Annotated in this window: 22 protein-coding genes, 1 tRNA gene and 1 pseudogene; 11 read left to right on the top strand and 13 right to left on the bottom strand. The window is 72.3% G+C overall.

What is annotated here, in order from left to right; genetic code table 11:
* The first annotated feature begins 44 nt into the window (after positions 1–44).
* The 3 genes from ABB07_RS17385 to gad all read left to right on the top strand — a co-directional run bounded on the left by ABB07_RS17385 (position 45) and on the right by gad (position 3,272).
* Positions 45–410 (top strand): YbjQ family protein, encoded by a 366-nt coding sequence (locus ABB07_RS17385; RefSeq protein ID WP_208899562.1) that lies wholly within the window; start codon positions 45–47, stop codon positions 408–410.
* Positions 411–543: 133 nt separating this feature from the next.
* Positions 544–1,833 carry an ion channel protein gene (locus ABB07_RS17390; protein WP_208899563.1) on the top strand — a complete coding sequence of 430 codons (1,290 nt, stop codon included), beginning with the start codon at positions 544–546 and terminating at the stop codon, positions 1,831–1,833.
* Positions 1,834–1,865: 32 nt separating this feature from the next.
* Entirely contained in the window at positions 1,866–3,272 is a 1,407-nt protein-coding gene (gad, locus tag ABB07_RS17395) for a glutamate decarboxylase (RefSeq protein WP_208899564.1), read from the top strand.
* Positions 3,273–3,344: 72 nt separating this feature from the next.
* Here gad and ABB07_RS17400 read toward each other — a convergent pair whose 3' ends face one another.
* The 3 genes from ABB07_RS17400 to ABB07_RS17410 all read right to left on the bottom strand — a co-directional run bounded on the left by ABB07_RS17400 (position 3,345) and on the right by ABB07_RS17410 (position 6,438).
* The gene (locus ABB07_RS17400) at positions 3,345–3,893 is read right to left on the bottom strand and encodes a DinB family protein (protein WP_208899565.1); all 549 of its coding nucleotides are present in this window, start codon (positions 3,891–3,893) and stop codon (positions 3,345–3,347) included.
* A 148-nt stretch (positions 3,894–4,041) separates the two neighbouring features.
* Positions 4,042–5,502, bottom strand: coding sequence for an aldehyde dehydrogenase family protein (locus ABB07_RS17405; protein WP_208899566.1), 1,461 nt, complete (start codon positions 5,500–5,502; stop codon positions 4,042–4,044).
* Positions 5,503–5,613: 111 nt separating this feature from the next.
* Entirely contained in the window at positions 5,614–6,438 is an 825-nt protein-coding gene (locus ABB07_RS17410) for a helix-turn-helix domain-containing protein (protein WP_208903486.1), read from the bottom strand.
* A gap of 344 nt (positions 6,439–6,782) precedes the next feature.
* On the opposite strand from ABB07_RS17410, the gene ABB07_RS17415 reads away from it, so the two are divergent.
* Positions 6,783–7,277 carry an ATP-binding protein gene (locus ABB07_RS17415; RefSeq protein WP_208899567.1) on the top strand — a complete coding sequence of 165 codons (495 nt, stop codon included), beginning with the start codon at positions 6,783–6,785 and terminating at the stop codon, positions 7,275–7,277.
* Positions 7,278–7,365: 88 nt separating this feature from the next.
* Here ABB07_RS17415 and ABB07_RS17420 read toward each other — a convergent pair whose 3' ends face one another.
* The 4 genes from ABB07_RS17420 to ABB07_RS17435 form a co-directional block, all read right to left on the bottom strand.
* Positions 7,366–7,635, bottom strand: coding sequence for a DUF397 domain-containing protein (locus ABB07_RS17420; protein WP_208899568.1), 270 nt, complete (start codon positions 7,633–7,635; stop codon positions 7,366–7,368).
* A 174-nt stretch (positions 7,636–7,809) separates the two neighbouring features.
* On the bottom strand, positions 7,810–8,274 hold the full coding sequence (locus ABB07_RS17425) for an SRPBCC family protein (protein ID WP_208899569.1): 465 nt from the start codon (positions 8,272–8,274) through the stop codon (positions 7,810–7,812).
* Positions 8,271–8,627 (bottom strand): ArsR/SmtB family transcription factor, encoded by a 357-nt coding sequence (locus tag ABB07_RS17430; RefSeq protein ID WP_142218641.1) that lies wholly within the window; start codon positions 8,625–8,627, stop codon positions 8,271–8,273. Before ABB07_RS17430 ends, ABB07_RS17425 begins: the two co-directional genes overlap by 4 nt.
* A gap of 7 nt (positions 8,628–8,634) precedes the next feature.
* Positions 8,635–9,009 carry a VOC family protein gene (locus tag ABB07_RS17435; RefSeq protein WP_208899570.1) on the bottom strand — a complete coding sequence of 125 codons (375 nt, stop codon included), beginning with the start codon at positions 9,007–9,009 and terminating at the stop codon, positions 8,635–8,637.
* Between the two features lie 289 nt (positions 9,010–9,298).
* On the opposite strand from ABB07_RS17435, the gene ABB07_RS17440 reads away from it, so the two are divergent.
* Positions 9,299–9,799: a hypothetical protein gene (locus ABB07_RS17440; RefSeq protein WP_244189400.1), complete on the top strand. Its 501-nt coding sequence runs from the start codon at positions 9,299–9,301 to the stop codon at positions 9,797–9,799.
* Positions 9,800–9,994: 195 nt separating this feature from the next.
* Positions 9,995–10,510, top strand: coding sequence for a DUF4232 domain-containing protein (locus ABB07_RS17445; protein WP_208899571.1), 516 nt, complete (start codon positions 9,995–9,997; stop codon positions 10,508–10,510).
* Between the two features lie 152 nt (positions 10,511–10,662).
* Here ABB07_RS17445 and ABB07_RS17450 read toward each other — a convergent pair whose 3' ends face one another.
* The gene (locus ABB07_RS17450) at positions 10,663–11,814 is read right to left on the bottom strand and encodes a DUF2786 domain-containing protein (RefSeq protein WP_208899572.1); all 1,152 of its coding nucleotides are present in this window, start codon (positions 11,812–11,814) and stop codon (positions 10,663–10,665) included.
* 304 nt (positions 11,815–12,118) lie between these two features.
* On the opposite strand from ABB07_RS17450, the pseudogene ABB07_RS17455 reads away from it, so the two are divergent.
* The 3 genes and pseudogenes from ABB07_RS17455 to ABB07_RS17465 all read left to right on the top strand — a co-directional run.
* Positions 12,119–12,444: pseudogene (locus ABB07_RS17455) on the top strand (LysE family translocator); the annotation flags it as partial.
* Between the two features lie 55 nt (positions 12,445–12,499).
* A complete protein-coding gene (locus ABB07_RS17460) occupies positions 12,500–13,261 on the top strand; it encodes a Clp protease N-terminal domain-containing protein (protein WP_208899573.1) in 762 nt (253 codons plus the stop codon).
* A gap of 48 nt (positions 13,262–13,309) precedes the next feature.
* Entirely contained in the window at positions 13,310–15,010 is a 1,701-nt protein-coding gene (locus ABB07_RS17465; RefSeq protein WP_208899574.1) for a bifunctional 3'-5' exonuclease/DNA polymerase, read from the top strand.
* A gap of 82 nt (positions 15,011–15,092) precedes the next feature.
* On the opposite strand, the gene ABB07_RS17470 is transcribed toward ABB07_RS17465, so the two are convergent.
* A complete protein-coding gene (locus ABB07_RS17470; protein ID WP_208899575.1) occupies positions 15,093–18,281 on the bottom strand; it encodes an AfsR/SARP family transcriptional regulator in 3,189 nt (1,062 codons plus the stop codon).
* 482 nt (positions 18,282–18,763) lie between these two features.
* Positions 18,764–19,657, bottom strand: coding sequence for a glycosyltransferase family 2 protein (locus ABB07_RS17475; protein WP_208899576.1), 894 nt, complete (start codon positions 19,655–19,657; stop codon positions 18,764–18,766).
* 277 nt (positions 19,658–19,934) lie between these two features.
* Here ABB07_RS17475 and ABB07_RS17480 point away from each other — a divergent pair, with 277 nt between their 5' ends.
* Entirely contained in the window at positions 19,935–20,279 is a 345-nt protein-coding gene (locus ABB07_RS17480; RefSeq protein ID WP_208899577.1) for a hypothetical protein, read from the top strand.
* A gap of 157 nt (positions 20,280–20,436) precedes the next feature.
* Entirely contained in the window at positions 20,437–22,212 is a 1,776-nt protein-coding gene (locus ABB07_RS17485) for a SpoIIE family protein phosphatase (protein WP_208899578.1), read from the top strand.
* Between the two features lie 101 nt (positions 22,213–22,313).
* Here the strand turns inward: ABB07_RS17485 and ABB07_RS17490 are convergent.
* The 3 genes from ABB07_RS17490 to ABB07_RS17500 form a co-directional block, all read right to left on the bottom strand.
* A tRNA-Thr gene (locus tag ABB07_RS17490) sits at positions 22,314–22,390 on the bottom strand.
* A 118-nt stretch (positions 22,391–22,508) separates the two neighbouring features.
* Entirely contained in the window at positions 22,509–24,110 is a 1,602-nt protein-coding gene (locus ABB07_RS17495) for an alpha/beta hydrolase (protein ID WP_208899579.1), read from the bottom strand.
* 187 nt (positions 24,111–24,297) lie between these two features.
* A complete protein-coding gene (locus tag ABB07_RS17500; protein WP_208899580.1) occupies positions 24,298–25,503 on the bottom strand; it encodes a DNA polymerase III subunit delta' in 1,206 nt (401 codons plus the stop codon).
* Positions 25,504–25,658 lie beyond the last annotated feature (155 nt).

The raw sequence follows: 25,658 nt of genomic DNA on the forward strand, positions 1-25,658 counted from the left end.
TCTCCAGGATGCACTGTGGGATGCCTGGGAGAAAGCTGTGACTCATGGGACTCGATGACTACGGCGGCGGCCAGGGGCCCCAGCCGGATGTGCTGGTTGTCACGGCGAACGACGTGCCCGGTTACCGGGTGCAGCAGGTGATCGGTGAGGTCTTCGGGCTCACCGTGCGCTCGCGGCACCTCGGCAGCCAGATCGGCGCCGGGCTGAAGTCGATGATCGGCGGCGAGCTGAAGGGGCTCACCAAGACACTGGTGCAGACCCGCAACCAGGCCATGGAGCGGCTGGTGGAGCAGGCACGCGCGCGTGGCGCGAACGGGGTGCTGGCGTTCCGGTTCGATGTGACGGAGGCCGCCGACGTGGGCACCGAGGTGTGCGCCTACGGCACGGCGGTGGTCCTGGCCCGGGAGTGAACCCCGCGCACTCCCGGGCCGGTACAACGCCTTGAAGCGTTTCTCCCCCGAAGCACAAGCCGGTTGGCACAAGCCGGTTGCCGTTCGGAACGTTCAGGATGTTATGCGGATCTTGTCCGCTTATGGTGAGCCCGTGGCCCAGGAAACCGACGCGCCGCAGGCGCCCCCGACCGCACCTACGGCTCCGGCGCGGGCCCTGCTGCCGTTCATCCTGCCCGCCGTGGCCGTCGGCGTGGTCTCGAGCCTGGTCTACGTCGGGGTCAGCGCGGCGGCGGAGCAGCTCCTGCACGTGCTGTGGGGACCGCTGCCGGACGCGCTGGGGGTGGGCCGCTACTCGGTGCTGTGGATGTTCGTGATGCTGACCGCCACGGGCCTCGCGGTCGGGCTGGTGGTGTGGAAGGTGCCCGGGCACGCCGGTCCCGATCCGGCCACGGTCGGTCTGAACGCGCCCGTGCTGCCGCCGCTCGTGCTGCCGGGGCTGGTGCTGGCGACCGGGCTGATGCTGGCCGGCGGCCCGAGCCTCGGCCCGGAGAACCCGATCATCGCCGTGAACGTGGGCCTCGCGGCCTGGCTCGGCGCACGCCTGGTGCCCCGGGCGCCGGGCAGTCTGTGGCCGGTGCTCGCGGAGGCGGGGACGATCGGCGCGCTGTTCGGCACTCCGGTGGCGGCGGCGCTGGTCATCTCCGAGGCGCTGGCCGGGCGCCCGATGCACGGCCGGCTGTGGGACAACGTGTTCGCGCCGCTGACCGCCGGCGCGTGCGGGGCCGTGACGACCACCCTGGTGTTCCGTCCGACCTTCGACCTGGGGCTGCCGCCCCTGGGCCACCCGGACGCGAAGGACGTCCTGGCGGCGCTCGTGATCACCTCGGCGGCCGCGCTGCTCGGCATGGGTGCCGTGTACGCCTTCCCGTACGTCCACAGGGCCTTCCGGCGGCTGCGGCACCCGATGCTGATGATTCCGGCCGGCGGGGTCGTACTGGGCGCCCTGGGGGCCCTCGGCGGCCATCTGACGCTCTTCAAGGGGCTGTCGGAGGTCGGAGAGCTGGCCCGGCACCCGCAGGGCTGGTCGGCGGGGCAGTTCGCCGGGATGGCGGTGGTGAAGCTGGCCGCGCTGCTCGTCGCCGCGTCCTGCGGATTCCGCGGCGGCCGCATCTTCCCGGCGGTCTTCATCGGCAGCGCCCTGGGCCTGTGCGCCCATGCGCTCGTTCCGGCCGTGCAACCGGCACTCGGCGTGGCGACGGGCGTCCTGGGCATGCTCCTGGCGATCACCCGGCAGGGCTGGGTGAGCCTGTTCACCGCCGCCGTCCTGGTCGCCTCGCCCGCCATCGTCGCCGTGCTGTGCATCGCGTCGCTGCCGGCCTGGCTGCTGGTCACCGGGCGACCGCAGATGCAGCTTCGCGACGACAGCACCCCGATCCGCTGACACCCATCCCCGGACTCCCTGGAGGCACGTTCATGGCCCTGCACAAAGGTCCCGAAAAACACGAACAGCGGACGGTTTCCGTCAACCCGTTCTACGGGGAGGCCAATCCGGTCGGCGGCATGACGGAGGCCCCGCCCACGCACCGGCTCCCGGACGCGCCGCTCGCCCCGTCCACGGCGTACCAGCTGGTGCACGACGAACTGATGCTGGACGGCAACTCCCGGCTGAACCTGGCCACCTTCGTCACCACCTGGATGGAGCCGCAGGCCGGGGTGCTGATGGCGGAGTGCCGGGACAAGAACATGATCGACAAGGACGAGTACCCGCGCACGGCCGAACTGGAGCGGCGCTGTGTGGCGATGCTCGCCGACCTGTGGAACGCGCCGGACCCGGCGGCGGCGGTGGGCTGTTCGACGACCGGGTCGAGCGAGGCGTGCATGCTCGCCGGGATGGCGCTCAAGCGACGCTGGGCCCAGCGCAACGCCGACCGCTACCCGGGCGCCCGCCCCAACCTGGTCATGGGCGTCAACGTCCAGGTGTGCTGGGAGAAGTTCTGCAACTTCTGGGAGGTGGAGGCCCGGCTCGTGCCCATGGAGGGCGACCGCTTCCATCTCGACCCGCAGGCCGCCGCCGAACTGTGCGACGAGAACACCATCGGGGTCGTCGGCATCCTAGGCTCGACCTTCGACGGCTCCTACGAGCCGATCGCCGACCTGTGCGCCGCCCTGGACGCCCTGCAGGAGCGCACCGGGCTGGACGTCCCGGTGCACGTGGACGGCGCGTCCGGCGGCATGGTGGCGCCCTTCCTCGACCCGGACCTGGTGTGGGACTTCCGGCTGCCGCGCGTCGCCTCGATCAACACCTCGGGGCACAAGTACGGGCTGGTGTATCCGGGTGTCGGCTGGGCGCTGTGGCGGGACAAGGATGCGCTGCCCGAGGAGCTGGTCTTCCGGGTCAACTACCTGGGCGGCGACATGCCGACCTTCGCGCTCAACTTCTCCCGGCCCGGTGCCCAGGTGGTCGCGCAGTACTACACGTTCCTGCGGCTGGGCCGCGAGGGATACCGCGCGGTGCAGCAGTCGACGCGGGAGGTGGCGACCTCGCTGGCCGGGCGGATCGCGGAGCTGGGCGACTTCCGGCTGCTGACCCGGGGCGACCAGCTGCCGGTCTTCGCCTTCACCACCGCCCCGGAGGTGACGTCGTACGACGTCTTCGACGTCTCCCGGCGGCTGCGCGAGAGCGGCTGGCTGGTGCCCGCGTACACCTTCCCGGCCAACCGGGAGGACCTCTCCGTGCTGCGGGTCGTGTGCCGCAACGGCTTCTCCCACGACCTGGCCGACCTGTTCCTCGCCGACCTGACCCGTCTGCTGCCCGAACTGCGAAGGCAGCCGCATCCGCTGACCCGGGACAAGGAGGCGGCGACCGGGTTCCACCACTGACATCCCCGGTCGCCCTCCGGGCCCTGCCCGCATGCGGTCCGGGTCACCGCCGTACGGCCGACCGCCCCGCGGTCACCCCCAGGAGGCGCCCTGTTCCTGGGCGACCAGCTCGAAGGCCGTCCGGCCGTCCAGGGACTCGCGGATGATGTCGGCGTGGCCGGCGTGCCGGGCCGTCTCGCGGATCAGGTGCAGGCACAGCCAGCGCAGCGAGACCCGGCCCTCCGGCGGGAACCAGGGGTCCGGGGGCAGCGGGAAGGTGTCGTCCAGGCTCGGCGCGGAGCGGATGAACTCCTCCGTCTCGGCGGCGACCTGCTCCCAGTACGCCAGCTGCGAGGCGACCGTCTCCTCGCCGACCAGCTGGAAGGTCTCGTGCCAGTTGGACTCGTCGCGCTTGATCACCGGCGGTTCCTGCCGGGCGCGGGCGATCCAGCTCTGCTCGACCTCCGCGACATGCTTGAGCAGGCCGCCGAGCGACAGCTCGCTGGCACTGGGGCGGGAGCGGGCCTGCTCCTCGGTCAGGCCGAGCAGGGCCCGTCGGATCCCGCCGCGCTGCTCCTCGATGAAGGCGAGCAGCGCCCCGCGCTCGTCGCCCTGTGCCTCCGCCGGTACGTGCGTGACCATGTGTCCGCCGCCCTTCGTCCGTCCTCGCCGGGGCCTGCGCCCCCTGACACCGACGACGCTACGGGCCATCGCGGTCAGGTTCTGTCCGCAATGGCCCGCGACTTTCCAGGACGGCGGCCGGAGTTCGAGGACGGCGGTCAGGCAGCGGTCAGAACGGGAACCCGCTGCGGCCGTGCTGGACCGAGATCCACTTGACGGTGGTGAAGGCCTCCAGCGTCGTCTCGCCGTTCAGGCGGCCGATGCCGGAGTGCTTCTCGCCGCCGAAGGGCACGATGGGCTCGTCGTGGACCGTGCCGTCGTTCACATGGAACATGCCGGTGTCGATCTGCTTGGCGAAGGCGACACCCCGCTCGATGTCACCGGTGTGGACGGCGCCGCTGAGGCCGTACGGCGTGTCGTTGACGATGCGCAGCGCCTCCTCCTCGCCGTCGAAGGGGACGAGGAAGACGACCGGCCCGAACACCTCCTGCTGGAGCAGCGCGGAGTCGGCGGGGACGTCGGTGAGCACGCTGGGGGCCACCAGGTTGCCCTCCGTGGTGCCCCGCACCAGGGCCGTGGCGCCCTCGGCGATCGCCTGCTCGACGGCGCCGGAAAGGGCGTTCGCCTGCTGGGAGTTGATCACCGGGCCGATGACGGTCTGCGGGTCGCGCGGGTCGCCGACCTTCAGCGACTTCACCTTGGCGACGAACTTCTCGGTGAACTCCCCGGCGACGGACGCGTCCACGAGGACCCGGTTGGCGGCCATGCAGACCTGGCCCTGGTGGACGAACCGGCTGAAGACCGCGGCGTCCACCGCGTAGTCGATGTCGGCGTCGTCCAGGACCACCAGCGCGCTGTTGCCGCCCAGTTCGAGCACCGAGCGCTTGAAGTTCGCGGCGCACACGGTGGCCACGTGCCGGCCGACCTTGTCGGAACCGGTGAAGGAGATGACCTTCGGGACCGGGTGCTCGATGAACGCGTCACCGATCTCGGCGATGTCGGTGACGACGACGTTGAGCAGACCGCCGGGCAGCCCGGCCTCCTCGAAGATCTTCGCGATCAGGGTGCCGCCGGCGATCGGGGTGTTCTGGTGCGGCTTGAGGACGACGGCGTTGCCGAGCGCGAGCGCCGGGGCGACCGACTTGATCGACAGCAGGAAGGGGAAGTTGAACGGGCTGATCACGCCGACGACGCCGACCGGCACCCGGTAGACGCGGTTCTCCTTGCCGTCGACCGGGGAGGGCAGGATCCTGCCCTCGGGGCGCAGCGCCAGGTTGACCGACTCGCGCAGGAACTCCTTGGCGAGGTGCAGCTCGAAACCGGCCTTCACGCGCGTGCCGCCCAGTTCCGCGATGATCAGGTCGGCTATCTCCTGCTCACGGTCCTCTATGAGCCGAAGCGCCCGCTCGAAGACCGCGCGGCGGGCGTAGGGGTTGGTCGCGGCCCACTTCTGCTGGGCCCGGGCGGCGGCCCGGTAGGCCTGGTCCACCTCGTCCACCGTGGCCACCGTGATCGAGGCCAGCTTCTCGTCGTCGTAGGGGTTGAAGTCGATGACGTCCCAGGAGCCGGTGCCCGGTCGCCATTCTCCGTCGATGTACTGCTGGGCCAGGTCGCTGAAGTAGGACGACATGTGATCCCTCAATCACTAGCGGAGACAGATCCTGGTCACGGTCTGATCGCACGTCATCGTACTTGTGTTTAAAGCGAGTTGAGTGCTCAGTCAGGACACTTCGGGAAGTGCTCAGGACAGCTGGAGGAGTCCTCGGAGGAGGTCCCGGCTCTCGTCGGGGCCCGGGCTGTCCTGCTGGAGCTCCTTCAGTGCCTGCTCGTACTGGGCGACGTCCTCGCGCTTGTCCAGGTAGAGGGCGCTGGTCAGCTGCTCCATGTAGACGACGTCGGACAGGTCGGCGTCGGGGAAGCTGAGGATGGTGAAGGCGCCGCTCTCGCCGGAGTGCCCGCCGAAGCTGAACGGCATGATCTGCAGCCGTACGTTGGGCCGCTCGGAGACCTCGATGAGGTGCTGGAGCTGGCCGCGCATCACCTCACGGTCGCCGTAGGGGCGGCGCAGGGCGGCCTCGTCGAGGACGAAGTGGAACTCCGGGGCGCCGGACGCGAACAGGTGCTTCTGCCGCTCCAGGCGCAGCGCGACCCGGCGTTCGACGTCGGCCGGGCTGGCGCCCTTCATACCGCGCCGGACCACCGCGCGGGCGTAGTCCGCCGTCTGCAGCAGGCCGTGCACGAACTGCACCTCGTAGACGCGGATCAGGGAGGCGGCGCCCTCCAGGCCCACATAGGTGGGGAACCAGCTGGGCAGGACGTCGGTGTAACTGTGCCACCAGCCCGCCACGTTGGCCTCGCGGGCGAGGGAGAGCAGCGACTCGCGCTCCGTCCCGTCCGTGATGCCGTACAGCGTCAGCAGGTCTTCCACGTCCCTGGTCTTGAAGCTCACCCGGCCCAGCTCCATCCGGCTGATCTTCGACTCGGAGGCGCGGATGGAGTACCCCGCCGCCTCGCGCGTGATGCCGCGTGCTTCACGCAGTCGCCTGAGTTGCGAGCCGAGCAGCATCCGCCGCACCACCGATCCGGGCTCTCCCGCGCTCACGTTCGCCGCCTCCCCAACCGTCTTCAGGGCCCGCAGTCTGCCACTAAAACACTCCGAGCAGTACTCGTCCGGTTACGGAAACGGAAAGAGGCGGGCCGTTTCCGCCTGGGTGTGGTCGCGAAGAGGTCAGGACCTCTGGCAGTGACCGCCGACAACATGGCGGAAAAAATGGCCAAGAAGTGGTACGGGCAGTGCCATTTCGGTCGCGTGCACGTGCATCTGCCCTTGCATCTGCTCTGCGCATCCGAAACCATGGTGCCGCGCCACCGCTGCATCGCAACGACCGCGAATTCCCGGGAGTGCCTCGCATGGGGACGAATGGATCGACCATGCTCAAGCCGTTACGGCAGGGCCTTCCGCCGCTGGATCCCGCGGCCGTGTCCGATGCCGCCTCCTGCGCCCTGCCCGCCCGTTACGAAGCGGTGCGCGAGGCCCGGCGCTTCACCCGCGGCACCCTCGACCAGTGGGACGTCGGCGACCGCTTCGACGACATATGTCTCGTCGTCTCCGAACTCGTCACCAACGCCCTGCGCCACGGACTGCCGTCCGACACCGGATGCGCCGAGCACCAGTCCTCGGTGCGGCTGCACCTGATGCGCTGGACCGGGCGGCTGGTGTGCGCGGTGCGCGACCCGAGCCACGAGACGCCGGCGCCGCGCGACTCGGACGACTTCTCCGCCGAGTCCGGGCGCGGGCTGTTCCTGGTCGACTCCTTCGCCGACAGCTGGGGCTGGCACCCGCTCGCGGGCACGCTCCACGGCAAGGTGGTCTGGGCGCTGTTCCGGCTGCAGTCGGCCGGCTGACGCGGTACGCACCCACGGACGCCGGATTTCTACGCGCGTACACCCCGACATCGTTGCCAAGAACACGCGCCGGGGCGCCCCCTCGGCCTCAGCTCACTATCAGGTGATCGAACTCGCCGTCCTTGACGCCGAGGAGCATGGCCTCGATCTCCGCGCGCGTGTAGACGAGCGCGGGGCCGTCCGGGAAACGCGAGTTGCGTACGGCGACGTCGCCGCCGGGCAGCCGCGCGAACTCCACGCAGGAACCCTGCGAGTTGCTGTGCCTGCTCTTCTGCCAGGCCACTCCGACCAACTGCGCGGCAGCCATGCCGTTGTACACGTCGTACCCCCCGTACACGCCGTCAACGTCGCGGTCCACAGGTCGCTCCCCGGTGGTGCACTGGCTGGTGTGGCCATAGATGCTGTGGTCAACTGACCCGGATCATAACCTCTTCATGTGCAGGTGCATGAGCAAGTGCACGTGCACGCGGGGTGGTCCCACGGTTACAGCTTTGACGTCCGCTTTACCGTCACCGTCCGGGGGACGCCTGCGTCAGCGAAGCTGCTCCAGCGTCTGCCCCAGAGCGGGCAGGACATGCCCCCGCCACCCCCCGTCCATGATCTTCCGTGCCATCAGCTGAGCCGGGTCGTCCGGATCGAAACCTTCGTGCACCAGGAAAAGACGCGTACCGCGCCCTTCCTGTTCCAGGGTCCAGGTGATGGTCCAGTCCGCGGGGTTGGCCGGATCGGCGTCGGCCCAGCGGACGGACAGCATCCGCTCGATGTCGTAGGCCAGCACCCGCACCTCCACGACCCCCGAGAAGCGGGCGTTCGGACGCGGGACGGAGGTCATCCGGTACCGGTGACCCACCTCCAGCCGGAACTCCTCGGCGCCGGGCATCTGCCACTGGGCGAGCAGGGCGGGGTCGGTCAGGGCGCGCCAGACCTTGGCGGGCGGGTGCGGGAAGAACTGGTCGACACGGATGGTGGTCAGGTCGTCAGCGGGTCGGGCGTTCATGGCTGGTCATCGTCGGGCAGACGGTCGAGCAGGTCACCGAGGCCCTTCAGCCGGTCGCGCCAGAACCGCTCGTACGGGTGGAGCCAGTCCTGCACCTCGGCGAGCGGGGCGGCCTCGAGGCGGTAGATGCGCTGCCGCCCGGAGCGCTGTTCGGAGACGAGGCCGGCCTCCCGGAGCACCTTGAGGTGTTCCGAGAGGCTCGGGCGGCGCATGTCGAAGTGGTCGGCCAGGGCCTGGACGGGCTGCGGTCCGCGCTCGCGCAGCAGGCGCAGCACCTCCCGGCGGGTGGCGTTGGCGAGTGCGGCGAAGACGCGGTCCTCGGCGGCGGTACCCGTCCCGGTCCCGGTGCTCATGGTGCGGTCAGAAGCCTTCCTTCTCCGTCAGCAGCATCAGACCGTTGCCGTCGGGGTCCGTGAAGGAGGCCATGCGCCCCCACGGGTACTCCTCCGGGCCCCGCACCTCGGTGCCCGCCTCGGCGAGCCGTGCGCAGTCGGCGTCGACATCGGTCGTCACCAACATGATCCCCCGTGCCGAACCGGGCTCGAAACCGCCCATCTCCGGCCCGGAGAGCGTGAAGACGGTCTGCGCCCCCTTCGGCGCCACCTGGAGCCAGCGCCCGGGCGGCATCCGCAGATCGGCGGTGACCTCGAAGCCGAGGACGTCCCGGTAGAAGCGCAGGGCGCGGTCCTGGTCGGCGACGGGGAGGGTGACGAAGGAGGCGTGGGTGATGTTCATGAGGGCGACAATAGGTAGGACTTTCCCTACCAGTCAAGCGTAGGGAAGTGCCTACCTATACGCCATGAGCAGGTATCCATGAGGCATGGCAGGCTTCACAACGGATTCCTGCCCGGCGTCCCAGGGTCCTCGCGGTCACTCCTGGTAGCTTGCTGCGGGCCGTCCGGCCGAGGGCGGCCGGCCGCTACAACTAGGGGGCTTTCCGGTGACGTCTGCGACGGACGCGACTTCTGCGACTGCTACTGATACTGCTGCGAGTACTGCGCCTGTTACGGGTGCGGTGCGTGCCGTGGGTGCGAGAGTGCGGACCGGGATCGTGGCCGTCGGCCTGGTGGGCGCGCTCTCCGCGTTGACCGCGTGCAGCGGCGGCGGGGGCGACGGCGACAAGACCACTGCCAAGACCAGTGCCACCGCGACGCCGAGCGCGGCCGCGTCCGCCTCCTCCTCCGGCGCCTCGGCGGTGGCTGGGGCCTCCGGCAAGCTCCAGGGCAGCTGGATCACCACCAGCGGCGGCAAGATCGTGGCCCTGGTGATCACCGGCAAGAAGGCCGGGCTCTTCGTGACCGGCCGGAAGACCTGGTGCCAGGGCGCCGCCGGCGAGGAGTCCGGGATGCAGATGATCCATCTGAGCTGCCCCGACGGCAACAAGGACCGGGTCACCGGCATGGTCGACTCGGTCAACGGCAAGGGCATGACGGTGACCTGGTCCGGCGGGACCGGCAAGGAGACCTACACCAAGGCGGAGGGCGGCAAGCTGCCTTCGGCGCTTCCGACCAAGGCGAAGCGGTGAGTTGAGGCGGTGACAGGTGTGCGTCCAGCGAGAAGCGGGCGCCACCTGAAGCGGTGAGTTGAGGCGGTGACAGGTGTGCGTCCAGCGAGAAGCGGGCGCCACCTGAAGCGGTGATTCCGCCGGGGTGGGCGAACCGGGCCGGCGCGCAGGCGCCATGATGCAGGTGCACCGTCACGACCTCGATGGGACCTGCTCATGCGCGCCATTCCGCTCACCGTCACGGCCCTCGCCGCCGCCCTGCTGCTCACCGCCTGCGACGGCGGCGGGGGCAAGAGCGCCGGCCAGAACGGCTCGGCCTGCGAGATCGGCGGGGTCTCCGTGCAGATCGGGTCCGCGAGCGTGGCGCCGCAGGCCGGGGACACGGGTGAGATTCCGGTCAGCATCACCAACCAGAGCAGGCCCTGCACCCTGGACCACTTCGCGGGCGTCGTCCTGAGCGCCGGCGGCACCGAGGCCACGGTGCCGGCCCTCAAGGGCGCCAAGGCCCAGAAGCTGAAGCTCGCCAAGGGCGACTCGGCGTCGTTCACCATCGCGTACGTGCGCGGCAAGGCGGGCGGCAAGGCGGCCCTGGACGCCAAGAGCGTGAAGATCACCCTGCCCGGCACCACCGCCTCCCGAAGCTTCCCCTGGTCGTACGGCCCCGTCGCCACCCAGACCGCCGGCACCGGCCCGAACGCCTCCGTGACCGCCTTCCAGCAGGTCGGCGACTGACACCACGGCACGCCGGCCGCGTTGACGCCGACTTCGGACGGACCGAGCCGAGTCCGGCTCGGGCGGGGTCACCGAGTCCGGCCTGGGCGGGGTCACCGAGTCCGGTCCGGGCGGGGTTGCCAAGGAGGGCTCGCCCCGGCGGCCCGGGCGGGTCACTCCGGTCCCGGGGCGGGCCGGGTGTCGCCTGGGCGGGGGCGCTGCAGGCCGGGGCGGGAGCCGACGCGGGCCCGGTCCGCCGCGCGGGCGCCCTCCGTCCAGCCCGCCGCGTCGGTCACCCCGCGCAGCCGGGTGGTGGTGGTCTCGGGGAACAGGCGCTGCAGCCGGTCGGTGACGGCCAGCTCTCTGGTCGCGAGGACCGGCAGCAGGTCCTGGCCGACCTGGGTCTCGGCGGCGGTGGCGAGCCGGTCGCCGACCCGGTGGGCGTAGGCGGCCAGGAACGACTGCCGGAAGGTCTTGGTCCGCTTCCGTCCGCCGGCTCTCTGGGCGGCCTCCGCCTTGGTCATCGCGTGCGTGGCCTGCACCAGCAGCGAGGTGTAGAGCAGTTCGACGGCCTCCAGGTCCGCCTCGAAGCCGACGACCGTGGAGAAGCCGAACGGTTCGTTCCACACCGCGCGGCAGTTGTTCGCGCCGGCCACCGCGTCGAGCAGGACCGCCTTGGCCTGTTCGTACGGCGGCTCGACCCCGATCCGGCAGGCGCCGGGCGCGTCCGGCGCGGGCGCCTCGGCGGCGAGCAGCGCCTCGTCGACGCTGTGCCGTGCCATCAGCTCCTGCGCCTTGGCGCTGAGCGCCTCCGCCTCCTCGGGATACCCGGTCGCCTCGGCCTTGGCGAGCAGCGCGCGGATCCGGGCCGGTATGCGCGAGGCGCCCGGGCCGGGGGCGCGCCGGGGCTGCTCCTCCAGGGGCTCCAGGGCGGGCAGGCGCAGCAGCAGGCGGTACAGCTCCAGCGCGGTCGTGGCCTGCGCGAAGCGGTCGGTCTCGCAGGCGGCACCCTCGGGCAGCTCCGCCAGCTGGGCGGTCCAGCGGCGCCCCCGCGGGCGGTCCCGCCCGGCCTGCGCGCGGATCAGCGCGGCGGCCAGGCGCACATGCCCGTCCTCCAGCTCGCGCCGCACCAGCCGTACGACATCGGCGGGCTGCCAGCCGCGCCGCCAGGCCATCGCCACGAACTCCTCGCCGCGCCGGGCGAGTTCGGCATCCGCGGCGGGGTCGGCGGCGAGGAGGGAGGCACCGGTGTCGAGGCCGGTGTCGGTGTCGTCGTAGAGGGCTGCCCCGAAGGCTCTCTCGACCGTGCTGGCAGTGCTGGTCACACCGTCGATCGTGCCATGCCCCACCGACAGCGGGCCGGGCTCTGTCCACAGGCTGTGGATGAAGGGCGGGGCGGGGCCCGGCGCAAAGTCGCGGGGGCAGGGCCCGGCGCAGGGTCGCGCGTGCAGGTTTCGAGGTCGGTCCAGGTCGCCGGATGTGCCGGGGATGTGTGGGTTGCGGTGGTCGAGACCAAGGTAGCCGCCACCGGCCCTCAACCTCGCGACCTCGTCGCTCACTTGGCCGGCGGATCCTCTCGGTCCCTGGAATTCCGCCACGCGCGCGTAGGGGCGCGCGAAGCATGGCGGCATGGTGGACACGTCTCTACGCGGCGTTCCTGATCGCCGCTTTCGCGCTCTGCGTCACCCGGGCCCGACATGATGTTCATCGTGGCCGTGGGCGGCCGGGGCGGCCCCCTGACGGGGATGGTGGCCCCCGTCGGGGTCGCCTGCGCCATGCTCGCGCACACGGTCACCGCGGCGCTCGGCCTGTCGGCGCTGTTCCTGACCCTGCCGACGCTCTACGAGGCGCTGCACTGGGCGGGCGCGGCCTACCTGCTGTTCCTGGCGGTCAAGGCGTTCCGGGGCGCCGTCACCAACCTGCTCAACCCCAAGGTGAACCTCTTCAATGTCTCCGAGGCACTGTCAACCATCGGTTGACACCGGGCAGGGTGCAACCTACGGTTGACACATGGCGACCAACCCGAACATCACGGCATCCGTACGCCTCGACGACCTCATCGAGGCCATCAAGAAGGCCCACCACGAGCCCCTCGAACAACTCCAGGACGCGGTGATCGCGGCCGATCACCTCGGTGACGTGGCCGACCATCTGATCGGTCACTTCGTGGACCAGGCCCGGCGCTCGGGCGCGTCCTGGACCGAGATCGGCCGGAGCATGGGCGTGACCCGGCAGGCGGCGCAGAAGCGGTTCGTGCAGAAGGAGTCCACCGACCTCGACCCCGGTGACTTCAGCCGCTACACACCGCGCGCGCGGAACGTGGTCATGGCGGCGCACAACGAGGCGGTGGCCGCCCGCAATCCGGAGGGCCGCCCCGCGCACCTGGTCCTCGGGCTGCTGGCCGAACCCGAGGGCATCGGGGCGAAGGCGATCACCGAGCAGGGCGTCCCGCTGGACGCCGTACGGCAGGCCGCGACCGCCGCGCTCCCGCCCGCCGCCGAGAACGTCCCGGACCTCGTCCCCTACGGCCCCGACGCCAAGAAGGCGCTGGAGCTCACCTTCCGCGAGGCCCTGCGGCTCGGCCACAACTACATCGGCACCGAGCACATCCTGCTCGCGCTCCTGGAGCAGGAGAACGGCCAGGGCGTCCTCAGCGGCCTCGGCGTCACCAAGGCCGCGACCGAGGCGTACCTCGCCAAAGTGCTGTCGCTGCTGGCGGAGCAGCAGAACCCGTTCGCCGCCGGGGACGGCGGAGCCGCGTCGGAGGACTGAAACCGCAGGTCGGAGCGATTGTCAGACCCGGCTGCCAGACTCGCACCCATGACCGACCGGTGGGCTCTCGCACCGGCCGAGGACTCAGGCGCGGAGGTCGCCCCCCTCGGCCCGGACGGGCTGCCCGCCGGGCCGGTGCGGCGGGAGAGCGATCTCGCCCAGGCGGTGCGGAGCCGCCCGGAGGTGACGCGCTGGGTGTGGCGGTCCACCCCCGAGGTCTACCCGCGTCTGCTCGCCACGGGGGTGCGAGTGGAGCGGTGCTACGACATCGAGGACGCCGAGACCCTCCTGCTGGGCCACGAGGGCCGGTACGGCGAGCCGCGCTCGGCCGCCGCCGCCCTGGCCCGCCTCCGGGGCGGCCCCGTACCGGCCGATCCGCCCCAGCGCCCGGCCGAACCGGGCGCCCAGTCCCCGCTGTTCGAGCCCACCGGCACCCGCCTGCCCCTGACCGACCTCCTCACGGTCTACGCCGAGCAGCTGCGGCGGCACGAGCGGACCGCCCACCCCGACCGGATGCGGCTGCTGACGGCCGCCGAATCGGCCGGCCTGCTGGTGGCCGCCGAGATGAACCACGCGGGCCTGCCGTGGAGCGCCGAGGTCCACCGCCGCCTGCTGCACGACCTGCTGGGCGAGCGGTACGCGGGCGGCGGCGAGCCACGCCGCCTCGCCGAGCTGGCCGACGAGGTCTCCGCCGCCTTCGGCCGCCGGGTCCGCCCCGACCTGCCCGCCGATGTGATCAAGGCCTTCGCGCAGGCCGGGATCAAGGTCAAGTCCACCCGCCGCTGGGAGATCCGGTCCGTGGACCACCCGGCCGTCGCACCCCTGCTGGAGTACAAGAAGCTGTACCGCATCTGGGTGGCGCACGGCTGGTCCTGGCTGCAGGACTGGGTGCGCGACGGCCGCTTCCGCCCCGAGTTCCTGGCCGGCGGCACGGTCACCGGACGCTGGGTGACCAACGGCGGGGGCGGGCTGCAGATCCCCAAGGTGATCCGGCGGGCCGTGGTCGCCGACCCCGGCTGGCGGCTGGTGGTGGCCGACGCCGACCAGATGGAGCCGCGCGTGCTCGCCGCCATCTCCCGCGACCCCGGGCTGATGGAGGTCGCCGGCCGCGAGAGCGACCTCTACCAGTCCGTGTCCGACCGCGCCTTCTCCGGCGACCGCGACCAGGCCAAGATCGCCGTCCTCGGCGCGGTCTACGGCCAGACCTCGGGCGACGGCCTGAAGAACCTGGCCGCGCTGCGCCGCCGCTTCCCGAAGGCCGTCGCCTACGTCGACGAGGCGGCCCGCGCGGGTGAGGAGGGCCGGCTGGTGCGCACCTGGCTGGGCCGGACCTGCCCGCCGGCCGCCGGTGCCGGCGAGGACCCGGCGGAGGAGGCGGGCATCCCCGTCGGCGACGACGACGCCGAGACGCAGGCCGACGGCCGGACCGCCTGGGTCCCCGGCTACGCCTCCACCAACTCCCGGGCGCGGGGCCGCTTCGCGCGGAACTTCGTCGTCCAGGGCAGCGCCGCCGACTGGGCCCTGCTGATGCTCGCCGGGCTCCGCCGGGCCTGCGCGGACCTCAAGGCGGAGCTGGTCTTCTTCCAGCACGACGAGGTGATCGTGCACTGCCCCGCCGAGGAGGCCGACACGGTCGTCCAGGCCATCCGCGCCTGTGCCGACCTCGCCGGACGGCTGACCTTCGGCGAGACACCGGTGCGGTTCCCGTTCACGACATCGGTGGTGGAGTGCTATGCCGACGCCAAGTGAGCGCTGCCGGGGCGCACTTCGGTCCCTCATCGAGGGCTGTTCGAGGATCCTTCGGTCACTCCGCCCGCCGCGCTCACCCCGTTCACTCCCCGAGAAGCTCGCGCAGCTCCGCCACGACCGCCTGCTCGTCGGTGCCGTCCAGCGCCGCGAGCGCCGCGCGCCAGGCGTCGTGCGCCTGCGCCCGCCGCCCCCGCGCGCTCAGCAGCAGCCCGTGCTGGTGCCGGGCCAGGCCGGCCGTGTAGCGGTCGGCGCGGGCGTCGGCCCGGCGCAGCAGCTCGTCGCACTCGTGGCCCGCCCGTTCGCTCTCCCCCAGCTGCCGCAGCGCGCGGACCAGACCGAGCCGGGTCTGGGACTCCCCGTGCCAGTCGCCGTGGCCACCGAGAATGCGCAGGCTCTCCTCGAAGTGCTCCGCCGCGGCCGCCGGTTCGCCGAGGGTGAGATGGGCGTACCCGATGTTGCAGTGCGCCGAGTGCTGCACGATGACCGCGCCGATCGCGTCCCCGATCGCCAGCGAGCGCCGGTGCTGCTCGATCGCGGCACGCGGGTCGGTGTGCTCGTAGAGGTTGCCGAGGTGGCTGTGGGTGACGGCCTCTCCGAAGGGGTCGTTCAGCCGGCGCGAGTACGCGAGGCTCTGCCGCAGCGCCTCCCCGGACTCCGCGAACCGCCCGAGTCCCTCCAGCAGCAGGCCCCGGTTGTTCAGGCAGCGCCGGATCCGGGAGACGGCACCGAGCCGCCGCCAGATCTCCAGGGACCGGTCGGTGAGGGCGAGGGCGTCCTTCTGGCGGCCGGTCAGGAAGTGCAGCCCCGCCAGGTCACCGAGGGCGTACGCCTCGGCCGCCGCGTCCCCGAGCCGCCGCGCCGCCCCGAGCGCGGCCCGTCCCAGCACCTCCATCTCGGCGACCCGGCCACCGCGCTGGACGTAGGGGAAGAGCAGCCGCGCGAGCGCGGAGAGGTGCGCGGCCCGGCGCGGGTCGGACGTGTCCGCGTTGCGTGACACCAGGGCGACGACGTTCTCCAGCTCCACCTCGCCCCAGCCGAAGGCCTGCTCGGCGGAGTCGAAGGACGCCAGCGCGGCCACGTCGGCCGCGTGCTCCGGCGGCTGTGCGGAGGTGGGCCGGCGCCGGTCCTCCTGGTCGACCCCGGGCTCCACCACCGCCTCCAGCAGCCGTTCGGCCACGGCGGCGTACCAGCGCAGGGCGATCAGATCGGGGGCGGCTACGGCGGCGGAGCCGGTCCGGCGGCCGGCCTCCCCCTGTGTGTCCGGACTCCGCTCGGTGTGCGCGAGCGCGCCCGGTGCGTCCGTGCCGGTGCCCACCCCCGTGTCCGCCAGTTCGCGGGCGAAGTCGCGGACCAGGTCGTGCGGGGCATAGCGGCCGTAGGAGGTCTCCTCCAGCAGCGCGACGTCGACCAGGCGGTCCAGGGCCGCCTCGGCGCGCCGCGCGTCAGTGCCGGTCAGGCGGGCGATCAGCGGGGCACCGTAGGTCGGCAGGTCCAGCGCGCCGATGCGGCGCAACGCCAGTGCCGCGTCCCGGTCCGCCTCACGCTCGGCTGCGGCGAGCGCGTCGTGGGCGACGGCCAGGGAACGCCGCACGCTCAGGTCGTCGTACTCGAGATGGCGCAAGCGGCCGCCGGTCTGCGCGAGTTGGCCCGCCAGCACATCCGGGGTGAGGGCCCGGCGGGCGGCGAGCCGGGCGGCCACGACGCGCAGCGCCAGCGGGAGCCGGCCGGTCAGCTCGACCAGCGGGTGACCGGCGTCCAGCCCCTCGCGTCCGCTCACCGCGCGCAGCAGTGCCGCGCTGTCCTCGCCGGTCAGCGGGGCGAGCGGGAAACGCCGGGCGCCGTCGAGGGCGGTCAGCGGCGAGCGGCTGGTGACGATCACCGCACAGCCGGGCCCGGCCGGCAGCAGGGGCCGTACCTGGGCCGCGTTCGCCGCGTCGTCCAGCACCAGCAGGATGCGGGCCGGGGCGAGCAGGGAGCGGAGCAAAGCGGCTGCGGCGTCCGGGTGTTCGGGGATGCTGCGCGGCTCGGCGCCCAGGTCCCGGAGCAGCGCGGCGAGCGCCTGGCCGGAGCTGAGCGGCGTCATGCCGGGGGTGGCGCCGTGCAGGTTGACGTACAGCTGCCCACTGGGGAAACGATCCCGCAGCTCATGCGCGACCGCCAGGGCGAGGGCGCTCTTGCCGACCCCCGCCATGCCGCTGACCACGGCGACGGCCGGAGCCGGAACAGGGGGTTCGGCGAGCGCGCGCCGCAGTTCGCGCCGGACGTCCACGCGTCCGGTGAAGTGTGCCGGTGGCGGCGGGAGTTGGGCTGGTCGCGGGGTCCGGCGAGGGTCCGGTGCGCCGCCGCCCTCGTGCGAAGCCGGCGTCTCGGCCTCCTCCTTGGCGGCACCGGCCAAGTGACCGGCGCGCGCGTGCTGTTGGCGGTGGTCGCCCTCGGTGTCCCGCTGACGGGCCTCGCGCTCCCCCTCGGCCGCCTGCAGCTCTCCGTCGCTCCCCCGCAGCACCTCGACGTGGGCCTCGCGGACCGCCGGGCCGGGTTCGATGCCGAGTTCCTCGATCAGCCGGGCGCGCAGATCACGGTGGACGGCGAGCGCCTCGGCCTGACGGCCGGTGCGGAGCAGGGCGAGCATGAGCTGACGGTGGTACGCCTCGCGCAGCGGATACTCGGCGACCAGCGCCGCGAGCTCCGGGACGATGCCGGTCACCCGTGCGCCGCCCAGGGCGAGTTCGGCGTCGTAGCGCCACTCCAGCAGGAGCAGCCGGGCCTCCTCCAAGCGCTGCACCAGGGCGTAGCCGCCGAGATCGGCGGGGAGCCCGCTGAGCGGGGTGCCGCGCCACAGCGTGAGCGCGGCCGTGCAGGCCCGGACGACACCCGGCCAGTCGCGCCGGGCGTGTGCGGCGCGCGCCTCGGTGACCCCGGCGTCGAAGAGGTGCACATCCAACTCGCCGTGGTTCACGCGCAGTACGTATCCCGGCGGTACGGCCCTGAGCCGGTCGGGGTCGTCCAGGAGCCGGCGCAGCCGGGTGACGTGGTTGTGCAGGGACGCCTGCGCGGAGATGGGTGGGGCCCCGCCCCACAGGGCGTCCTTCAGCGACTCCACCGAGACGACCCGGCCCGGCTCCAGCAGCAGGGCGGCCAGCAGTGCGCGCACCTTGGGGCTGCCAATGGTGCGGACGCCGCTGTCGGGGGTCTCGCTCGAGATCTCGAACGACTGTCGGTCGTACAGGACGGGTGGCCCCAGCAGTCCGAACCGCAGCTCGCACCGCCGCATCACGCCGCTCCACTGTCTTCCTGCGCGGCCGGGGCCGACCGTGCTCCGCGACGAGCCTGTGCCCGCCGTCCCCTGGCGGAATTCTGCCCTGTCCTGGGTGGTTTCCCGCCACCTGCCGTCGGCCGGACCTGCCCCGGATCGGCCTGTTCGAAGGCCTGCTTCGGATACTGTCGGCGCGTTCCGGCCAACGGGTCCGCCACCTGACGACGAACCGTTGGCCACATGTTAGCGATTCGTTGGTGCGTCCTGATGTGATCATTTCCATCGGATCTGGTCCGACGGCGCGCGCGTATGTCGCGTAACTCGGGGGAGTGTCGCCGTAGGCCGGATCCGGGGACGCAAGGGGCCCCGGTCGGCGGAGGTGAACGCCCGGGGCCCCGTCCCGTTTCCTCCGTCAGGAGGCGTCCGGCCCCACGTGACCCTGCCTCAAGTCGCCGTGGACCACCGCCGAGTCCGGCCCGCCCGGGCAGACGCCCTTCGCCTCAGATCACCGGCGGACGGCCCAGCCGGGTGAGCCGCCACACCGTCCGCCAGCGCATGGGCCGGCGCTCGCCGGCCGGCTTCCGCAGACCTTCCACGAACCCGCCGAACCACGCCTTCAGCCCCGCCGCGGAGCGCGTGCGGGCGAGGGTGAGGAGGGTCCACACCGCGAGGTGCACGGGGATGAGCGGCAGCGGCAGCCGGCGCCGGACGAGCCAGACACGGTTGCGGGCGTTGACGCGGTAGTAGATCGCGTGCCGGGCCGGCGAGGTCTTGGGGTGCTGGAGCAGCAGTTCGGGGGCGTAGAGGATCTTCCAGCCGACGTCGGCGGCGCGCCAGGCGAGGTCGGTCTCCTCGTGCGCGAAGAAGAACTCGGCGGGCCAGTCCCCCGTCTCGGCCAGCATGGCCATGCGCAGGGCGTGTCCGCCGCCGAGGAACCCGGTGACGTGACCCCCGCACAGCGGATCGGACTTGCCGACGCGGGGCACGTGCCGCTGCTGGGTCTCGCCGTGTTCGTCGGCGATGCGGAAGCCGACGATGCCGAGGCGCGGGTCGGCGGCGTACAGGTCCCGTACACGCCGCAGCACATCGGCGTCGACGAGCAGGCCGTCGTCGTCCAGTTCCACCACGACGTCGACGTCGCCGTACTCCCGCAGGCGGGCGAGGGCGACGTTGCGGCCTCCCGGGCAGCCGAGGTTCTCCTCCACGTCGATGGTGGTGACCTCGCCGGGCAGGGAGAGCCGGCGGGCGAACTCGGGCAGCCGGCAGCCGTTGCCGACGATCACGATGCGGGCGGGGGCGAGGTCCTGCTTGGCCACGGACTCCAGCAGGGCGTCGACCTCGGCGGGCCGGTTGCCCATGGTCACCACGGCGACGGCGATCCTCGGCTCCACCACGTCCCTCACCCCATCCGGCCGACGGCGGCACCGCGCCCTGACCGCGCGGTGCACACCGTTCACCAAGATGTTGCCTCAGATCCGTGGGTTCATCTGATCCCGATTCACTTTGCCGCCCTTTTGCTCCGGCTTTGTCCTGGCGGGTGATGGGCTGGGGGATGGCCGCCCTCCGCTCAGCCAGGCGGTGGTGGAGGCCCTGCGGACCGCCCGGCGGATCGGCGCGGTCGCGCGGGCGTGCCGCACCAGTGGAGCCTGTCACCTGCGCGAGCGTGGTGCCATGACGATGTGGATCCGCGTGTATGACGAGGCTTCGGACCTGTGGCAGTACTTCGAAAGTGATGAGGAGGGGCGAGTGCTTCGGCAAGTGGAGGTGCGAGGCGCTGACGGCACCCCGGTGACCGCTGCCGCCCTGGAGGAGGTCCTCCGGTACGAGGAGCGTGCGGACGTGGCCGTGATGAGCCGTTACGAGCAGCGGTACGGGCTCGTCGCCGAGGGGAGGCTCACCGCTTGGGAGGAGGCGGCGCGGGCCGGCGCGATCTCGGCCGAGGAGTTCGAGAGGGTATGGCTGGAGGCCCGGCGGACTCTCGGTAGCACCGCGCCGCCCACGGACACAAACCGGTGACGGCCGCCTCGGGCATGCAGGGGGCGCACGGCCGTATGCGGGGCGTACAACCCGAGGTGGGACACGCATCCGGTCACCGCCGGCCGAGATGCGGCGCATCCGCCCTCGCCTCACGATGGACAAGAGCCGTGCCTTGTCCAGACAGCAGGAGAAGACGGTGAATGCTGAAAGACTCCCGCCGTCGTGGCTCCTTCCCCAGGAGCCGGTCCAGGCGCCGCGAAGCACGGCGACCGACCCCTTCATACCGCTGGTCGACGGTTCGCAGACCTCCTGCGAGTGCGGGTTACTGCGCGGGATCGTCGAAGGAACCGCCGCCCCCGTGGTCATCCTGGACCGCCATCTGCGACACCTGTACGTCAACCCGGCCTGGACCCGGGTCACCGGCGTGCCCGCCGCCGGCTTCATCGGCAGGACGCTCGGCGAGGTGCTGCCGGACGTGCAGGTGCCCGACGACGTGCTGATCGAGGTCCTCGCCGACGGCCAGCCCCGAGAGGTGACGCTCACCGGCACCACCCGCATCCCCTCGCCGGTGGGGCGCAGGCTCTGGCGTGCGGTCTTCCACCGGCTCGAGGCGCAGGGGCATGTCGTGGGCGTGTGCGGAATCGGGGTCGAGGTCAGCAATCTGCGCCAGTACGTGGACGACCTGGAGAGCGCCCACCAGCGGCTCGCCCTGCTGGATGCCGCGACCACGCGGGTCGGTACCACCCTCGACGTGAAGGTCACGTGCGCCGAGCTGGCGGACTTCCTCGCGCCGTCCCTGGCAGACGTGGCCGGGGTGGCGGTCGTCGAGGAGGAGTTCTTCGGCGAGCCCCCACCGCCTCCCGGCATCCTCCGGCTGCGCAAGATGAAACTGTCGGGACCGCCCGAAGTGCTACGGCGCCTGCGCGAACTCGGCGGACCCGAGCCGTACGCGGACTTCCCGCGCAACTCGGCGCCCCGGCGCTGCATCGACAGCGGCCGGCCGTGGCTGGGCAACCTGGCCTCCGACGAAACGCTCCAGAAGGTCATCGTCCATTCCGAGCGGGTAGGGCTCTTCCGTGCGGCCGGCGTCCATTCGGTGCTCATCGTTCCCCTGCCCACGGCCGGGCGCTGCGTCGGCATCGCCATGCTGATGCGCGCCGGGGCGTCACCGCCCTTCAGCGAGGACGACGTCCTCACCGCCCAGGGGGTGGCCGCGCGGGCCGCCGTCTCCATCGACAGCGCCCACCGGTACAGCCGTGAGCACACCATGGCGCTGGAACTCCAGCGAGCCCTGCTGTCCGAGCCGGACGGATCGCACCCCACGGTCGAGGTGGCCACCCGCTATCTGCCCTCCGGCCGCAGCGCCCTGGTCGGCGGCGACTGGTACGACTCCGTCGCGCTCCCCGACTCCCGGACCCTGCTGGTCATGGGTGATGTGATGGGCCACGGCTTCCAGGCCGCCGTCGCCATGAGCCAGTACCGCTCCGTCCTGCGCACCGTCGCCGCCGCCGGCCTGCCCGTGGACGCGATGCTCACCGAAGCCGACCGGCGCGCCGCGCGCATCGGCCTCGACCGAGCCGCCACCTGCCTGCTCGTCCTCGTGGACCCCGAGGCCGGGACCTGCACCGCCACCACGGCCGGACACCTGCCGCCCCTGGTCATCCGCCCGAACGGCAGCACCGGCCTGATGCACCTCCCGGCCGGCCCTCCCATCGGCACGGAACTCGGCGCCTACGAGATGACAACGTTCGCATTCGAACCGGGTTCGGTGCTGCTGCTCTACACGGACGGCCTCGTCGAGCAGCGCGGCGTGGACATCGACGACTCCGTACGGGCTCTCACAGAGCTGGGACTGTCGGCAGACGATCCACTGGAGCACCTGCTCGACACGCTCCTGACGGAGCTGACCAGCGGCATCTGTGACGACGACATCGCACTGCTCGCCGCGCGACTACGGCGGTCTCCGCGGTGAGCGCCCGATTTCCGGCACCCGCGCGGCGCGCTCCCTGCGCCCCCGTCCTATCCGCTGAACGCGAAAGCCCAGCTCAGACGACGTCTGAGCTGGGCTTTGAATGGAGCCGCCTTCGGGATTCGAACCCGAGACCTACGCATTACGAGTGCGTTGCTCTGGCCATCTGAGCTAAGGCGGCGCGCCGTCCGCACTATGGTGCGATCGGCAACGTCGGTAAGTCTACACAGTTTCCGGGGGTGCTCCGACCACGCCCCGGCAGCGAGGGCTCCGGGGCGCGGGGCAGGGGCCGGGCAGGGCTATGAGCAGCGCTTTCCCACGCTCGGCGAGGTGCCCTGGAGCAGGTAGGTGTTGATCGCCGTGTCGATGCAGGTGCTGCCGCGGCCGTAGGCGGTGTGGCCGTCGCCGACGTACGTCAGGAGGCGGCCGGAGGACAGCTGGTGGGCCAGGGACCGGGCCCAGTGGTAGGGGGTCGCGGGGTCACGGGTGGTGCCGACCACCACGATCGGCGCCGCGCCCCGCGCCTCGATGCGGTGCGGCTCGCCCGTGGCCTTCACCGGCCAGTACGCGCAGTTCAGCGAGGCCCAGGCCAGGGTCTCGCCGAAGACCGGGGACGCCTTCTCGAAGGCCGGCAGCGCCTGCTCGACCTGCCCGGGGCCCATGAAGGCCGACGGCAGGTCCAGGCAGTTCACGGCCGCGTTGGCCATCATCAGGTTGCTGTAGTGACCGTCGGCGTCACGTTCGTAGTAGCTGTCGGAGAGCGCGAGCAGGCCCGCGCCGTCGTTCTCCTTCATCGCCGAGGTCAGTGCCTCCCGCAGCTGCTCCCAGGTGCCCTGGTCGTACATCGCCGCGATCACCCCGGTCGTGGCCAGCGACTCGCCCAGCTTGCGGCCGTCCGCGTCGCCCGCCGGGATGGGGTGCGCGTCCAGCTTCCGGAAGAACGCCCTGAGGTGGTCGCCGACCTGCGCCGGTGTCGTGCCCCTGCCGCCGAGCGCGCAGCCGGAGTGCCATACGCAGTCCTTCGCGAAGGCCTGGAACGCGGTCTCGAAACCGGCCGTCTGGTCCAGGTTCATCTGCCGGGCGTCCAAAGACGGGTCCATCGCGCCGTCCAGCACCATCCGGCCGACCCGGTCGGGGAACAGACCGGCGTAGGTCGCGCCGAGGAACGTGCCGTACGACGCCCCCACGTAGTTCAGTCTCCGATCACCCAGCGCCGCCCGCAGGATGTCCATGTCCCGCGCCGCCTCGACGGTGGAGACGTGCCGCAGCAGCCGCGCCGAGTGCGCGCCGCAGCTCTCCGCGAACGCCCGGTCCGCCGCGACCAGCGCGTCCTGCTCCCGCTGGTCGTCGGGGGTCAGGTCCGTCTGGGTGTACGCGTCCATCCGGCGGCCGTCGAGACACTCCACGGGCTCGCTGCGGGCCACGCCCCGCGGGTCCACCGCGACCATGTCGTAGTGGACGCGGACGTCGGCCGGGTAGCCGATGCCCGCGTAACTCTGCAGGTAGCCCACCGCCGAGCCGCCGGGGCCGCCCGGGTTGACCAGCAGCGAACCGAGCGGCCTGCCCTTGCCGGTGGCGAGCTTGCGGGCAACGGCGAGCCGGACGTCGCCCGCACCGGGATCGGCGTAGTCCAGCGGAACCCGCATCGTCGCGCACTGGAAACCGGGGACACCGCAGCCGCGCCAGCGCAGCCGCTGGGAGTAGTACGAGGACAGCGTCGACGGTGTCGCGCGCGGCAGCGCGGCCAGCACCGCGTCCGCACCGCCCGACGACGTGGTCGAGCTCCCGGAGGAGCAGGCGGACACGAGCAGGGCGGCGGCCGTGAACAGGGCGGCCGTGAGGCGAGCCGTCGTCCGGGGGCGGGCGCCGCGGGTCCGGCGGAGGGATGGCCTGGTGTGCATCCCGCGAGCGTAACGCTGTGCGACGCCCCGGATGCGGTGCGTGGGACTTGTCGCCTCGTACGAGGGACAGCGGCGGCGGCCTCGCACGAGGTGCATCGTCGGTCGGCTCCCCAGTGGCATCGTCGATCGGCCTCCCGTTCCGGTGTCCAGCCCCCCGCAGACGGGCTCAGTCCGCGCACCAGGTGGTTCAGCCCGCGCGCAGCGCCATCGTCATCGCCTCCACCGCCAGCAGCGGGGTCACGTTGCGGTCGAGGGCCTCGCGGCACGCGGCGATCGCCTCGATGCGGCGCAGCGTGGATTCCGGGCTGCTGCCGCGCGCCAGCCGCTCCAGGGCGTCCGCCGCGTCGCCGTTGGCGATCGCCACGCGGGAGCCGAGCTGCAGGGCGAGCACGTCGCGGTAGAAGGCGGTGAGGTCGCCGAGGGCGATGTCGAGGCTGTCGCGCTGCGTACGGGTTCTGCGGCGCTTCTGCATGTCCTCGAGGTCCTTCATCACCCCCGCGGTGCCCCGCGGCAGCCGGCCGCCCTGGGCCGCGCCCAGCGCCGCCTTCAGCTCCTCGGCCTCCTTGCCGTCCATCTCCTCGGCGAGCTGCTTGGCGTCCTCGGCGGCCGCGTCGACCAGTTCCTGGGCGGCCTTGAGGCACGCGCCGACCTCGTCCAGGCGCAGGGGCAGCTTCAGCACGGCCGCACGGCGCTCCCGGGCCGCCGGGTCCGTGGCCAGGCGCCGGGCGCGGTCGACGTGCCCCTGGGTGGCGCGGGCGGCGGCCGCGGCGACCTCGGGTTCGATGCCGTCGCGCCGTACGAGCATATCGGCGACCGCGTCCACGGACGGCGTGCGCAGGTTCAGGTGGCGGCAGCGGGAGCGGATCGTCGGCAGGACGTCCTCGATGGAGGGGGCGCACAGCAGCCAGACCGTGCGCGGGGCGGGCTCCTCCACCGCCTTGAGGACGGCGTTGGCCGACTTCTCGTTCAGCCGCTCGGCGTCCTCGACCAGGATGATCTGCCAGCGGCCGTTCGCCGGGGCGGTGAACGACTTGCGGACCGTGTCCCGCATGTCCTTCACCAGGATCTCGGAGCCCACCGCGGCCACGGTGGTGACGTCCGCGTGGGTGCCGAGCAGCGCGGTGTGGCAGCCGTCGCAGAAGCCGCAGCCGGGGGCTCCGCCGAGGGCGCGGTCGGGGCTGACGCACTGCAGGGCCGCGGCGAAGGCCCTGGCCGCCTGGTTCCGGCCGGCTCCGGGCGGGCCCGTGAACAGCCAGGCGTGCGTCATCCTCGACGCCTCGGGCAGCGGCTCGTCGGCCGCGGCGGCCGTGACGAGGGCGTCGGCGTCCCGCGCGGCCGCGTCGAGCACCGCGCTCACCTTCTCCTGCCCGACGAGGTCGTCCCATACGGTCATGGGTCACGCCGCCCTTCCGTCACACTCCGCGTTCCTGCCCTCCATTGTGCGGGCGGGCACTGACAGTGAGGGTCACCGGCGGTCGGAGGACCGCGGAGGGCCGCGACGGCGAGCGAAGGGGCGGCGCCGCCCGTGCTCCGACGACGCCGCCCCCT

Origin of the sequence: Streptomyces incarnatus (assembly GCF_001027185.1) — a bacterium.
GTDB lineage: Bacteria > Actinomycetota > Actinomycetes > Streptomycetales > Streptomycetaceae > Streptomyces > Streptomyces puniciscabiei.

Coding starts and splice junctions, on each gene's coding strand:
- ABB07_RS17385 (WP_208899562.1), top strand. CDS start 45: ATGGGACTCGATGACTACGGCGGCGGCCAGGGGCCCCAGCCGGATGTG.
- gad (WP_208899564.1), top strand. CDS start 1,866: ATGGCCCTGCACAAAGGTCCCGAAAAACACGAACAGCGGACGGTTTCC.
- ABB07_RS17400 (WP_208899565.1), bottom strand. CDS start 3,893: ATGGTCACGCACGTACCGGCGGAGGCACAGGGCGACGAGCGCGGGGCG.
- ABB07_RS17405 (WP_208899566.1), bottom strand. CDS start 5,502: ATGTCGTCCTACTTCAGCGACCTGGCCCAGCAGTACATCGACGGAGAA.
- ABB07_RS17410 (WP_208903486.1), bottom strand. CDS start 6,438: ATGCTGCTCGGCTCGCAACTCAGGCGACTGCGTGAAGCACGCGGCATC.
- ABB07_RS17415 (WP_208899567.1), top strand. CDS start 6,783: ATGGGGACGAATGGATCGACCATGCTCAAGCCGTTACGGCAGGGCCTT.
- ABB07_RS17425 (WP_208899569.1), bottom strand. CDS start 8,274: ATGAACGCCCGACCCGCTGACGACCTGACCACCATCCGTGTCGACCAG.
- ABB07_RS17430 (WP_142218641.1), bottom strand. CDS start 8,627: ATGAGCACCGGGACCGGGACGGGTACCGCCGCCGAGGACCGCGTCTTC.
- ABB07_RS17435 (WP_208899570.1), bottom strand. CDS start 9,009: ATGAACATCACCCACGCCTCCTTCGTCACCCTCCCCGTCGCCGACCAG.
- ABB07_RS17445 (WP_208899571.1), top strand. CDS start 9,995: ATGCGCGCCATTCCGCTCACCGTCACGGCCCTCGCCGCCGCCCTGCTG.
- ABB07_RS17460 (WP_208899573.1), top strand. CDS start 12,500: ATGGCGACCAACCCGAACATCACGGCATCCGTACGCCTCGACGACCTC.
- ABB07_RS17465 (WP_208899574.1), top strand. CDS start 13,310: ATGACCGACCGGTGGGCTCTCGCACCGGCCGAGGACTCAGGCGCGGAG.
- ABB07_RS17470 (WP_208899575.1), bottom strand. CDS start 18,281: ATGCGGCGGTGCGAGCTGCGGTTCGGACTGCTGGGGCCACCCGTCCTG.
- ABB07_RS17480 (WP_208899577.1), top strand. CDS start 19,935: ATGACGATGTGGATCCGCGTGTATGACGAGGCTTCGGACCTGTGGCAG.
- ABB07_RS17495 (WP_208899579.1), bottom strand. CDS start 24,110: ATGCACACCAGGCCATCCCTCCGCCGGACCCGCGGCGCCCGCCCCCGG.
- ABB07_RS17500 (WP_208899580.1), bottom strand. CDS start 25,503: ATGACCGTATGGGACGACCTCGTCGGGCAGGAGAAGGTGAGCGCGGTG.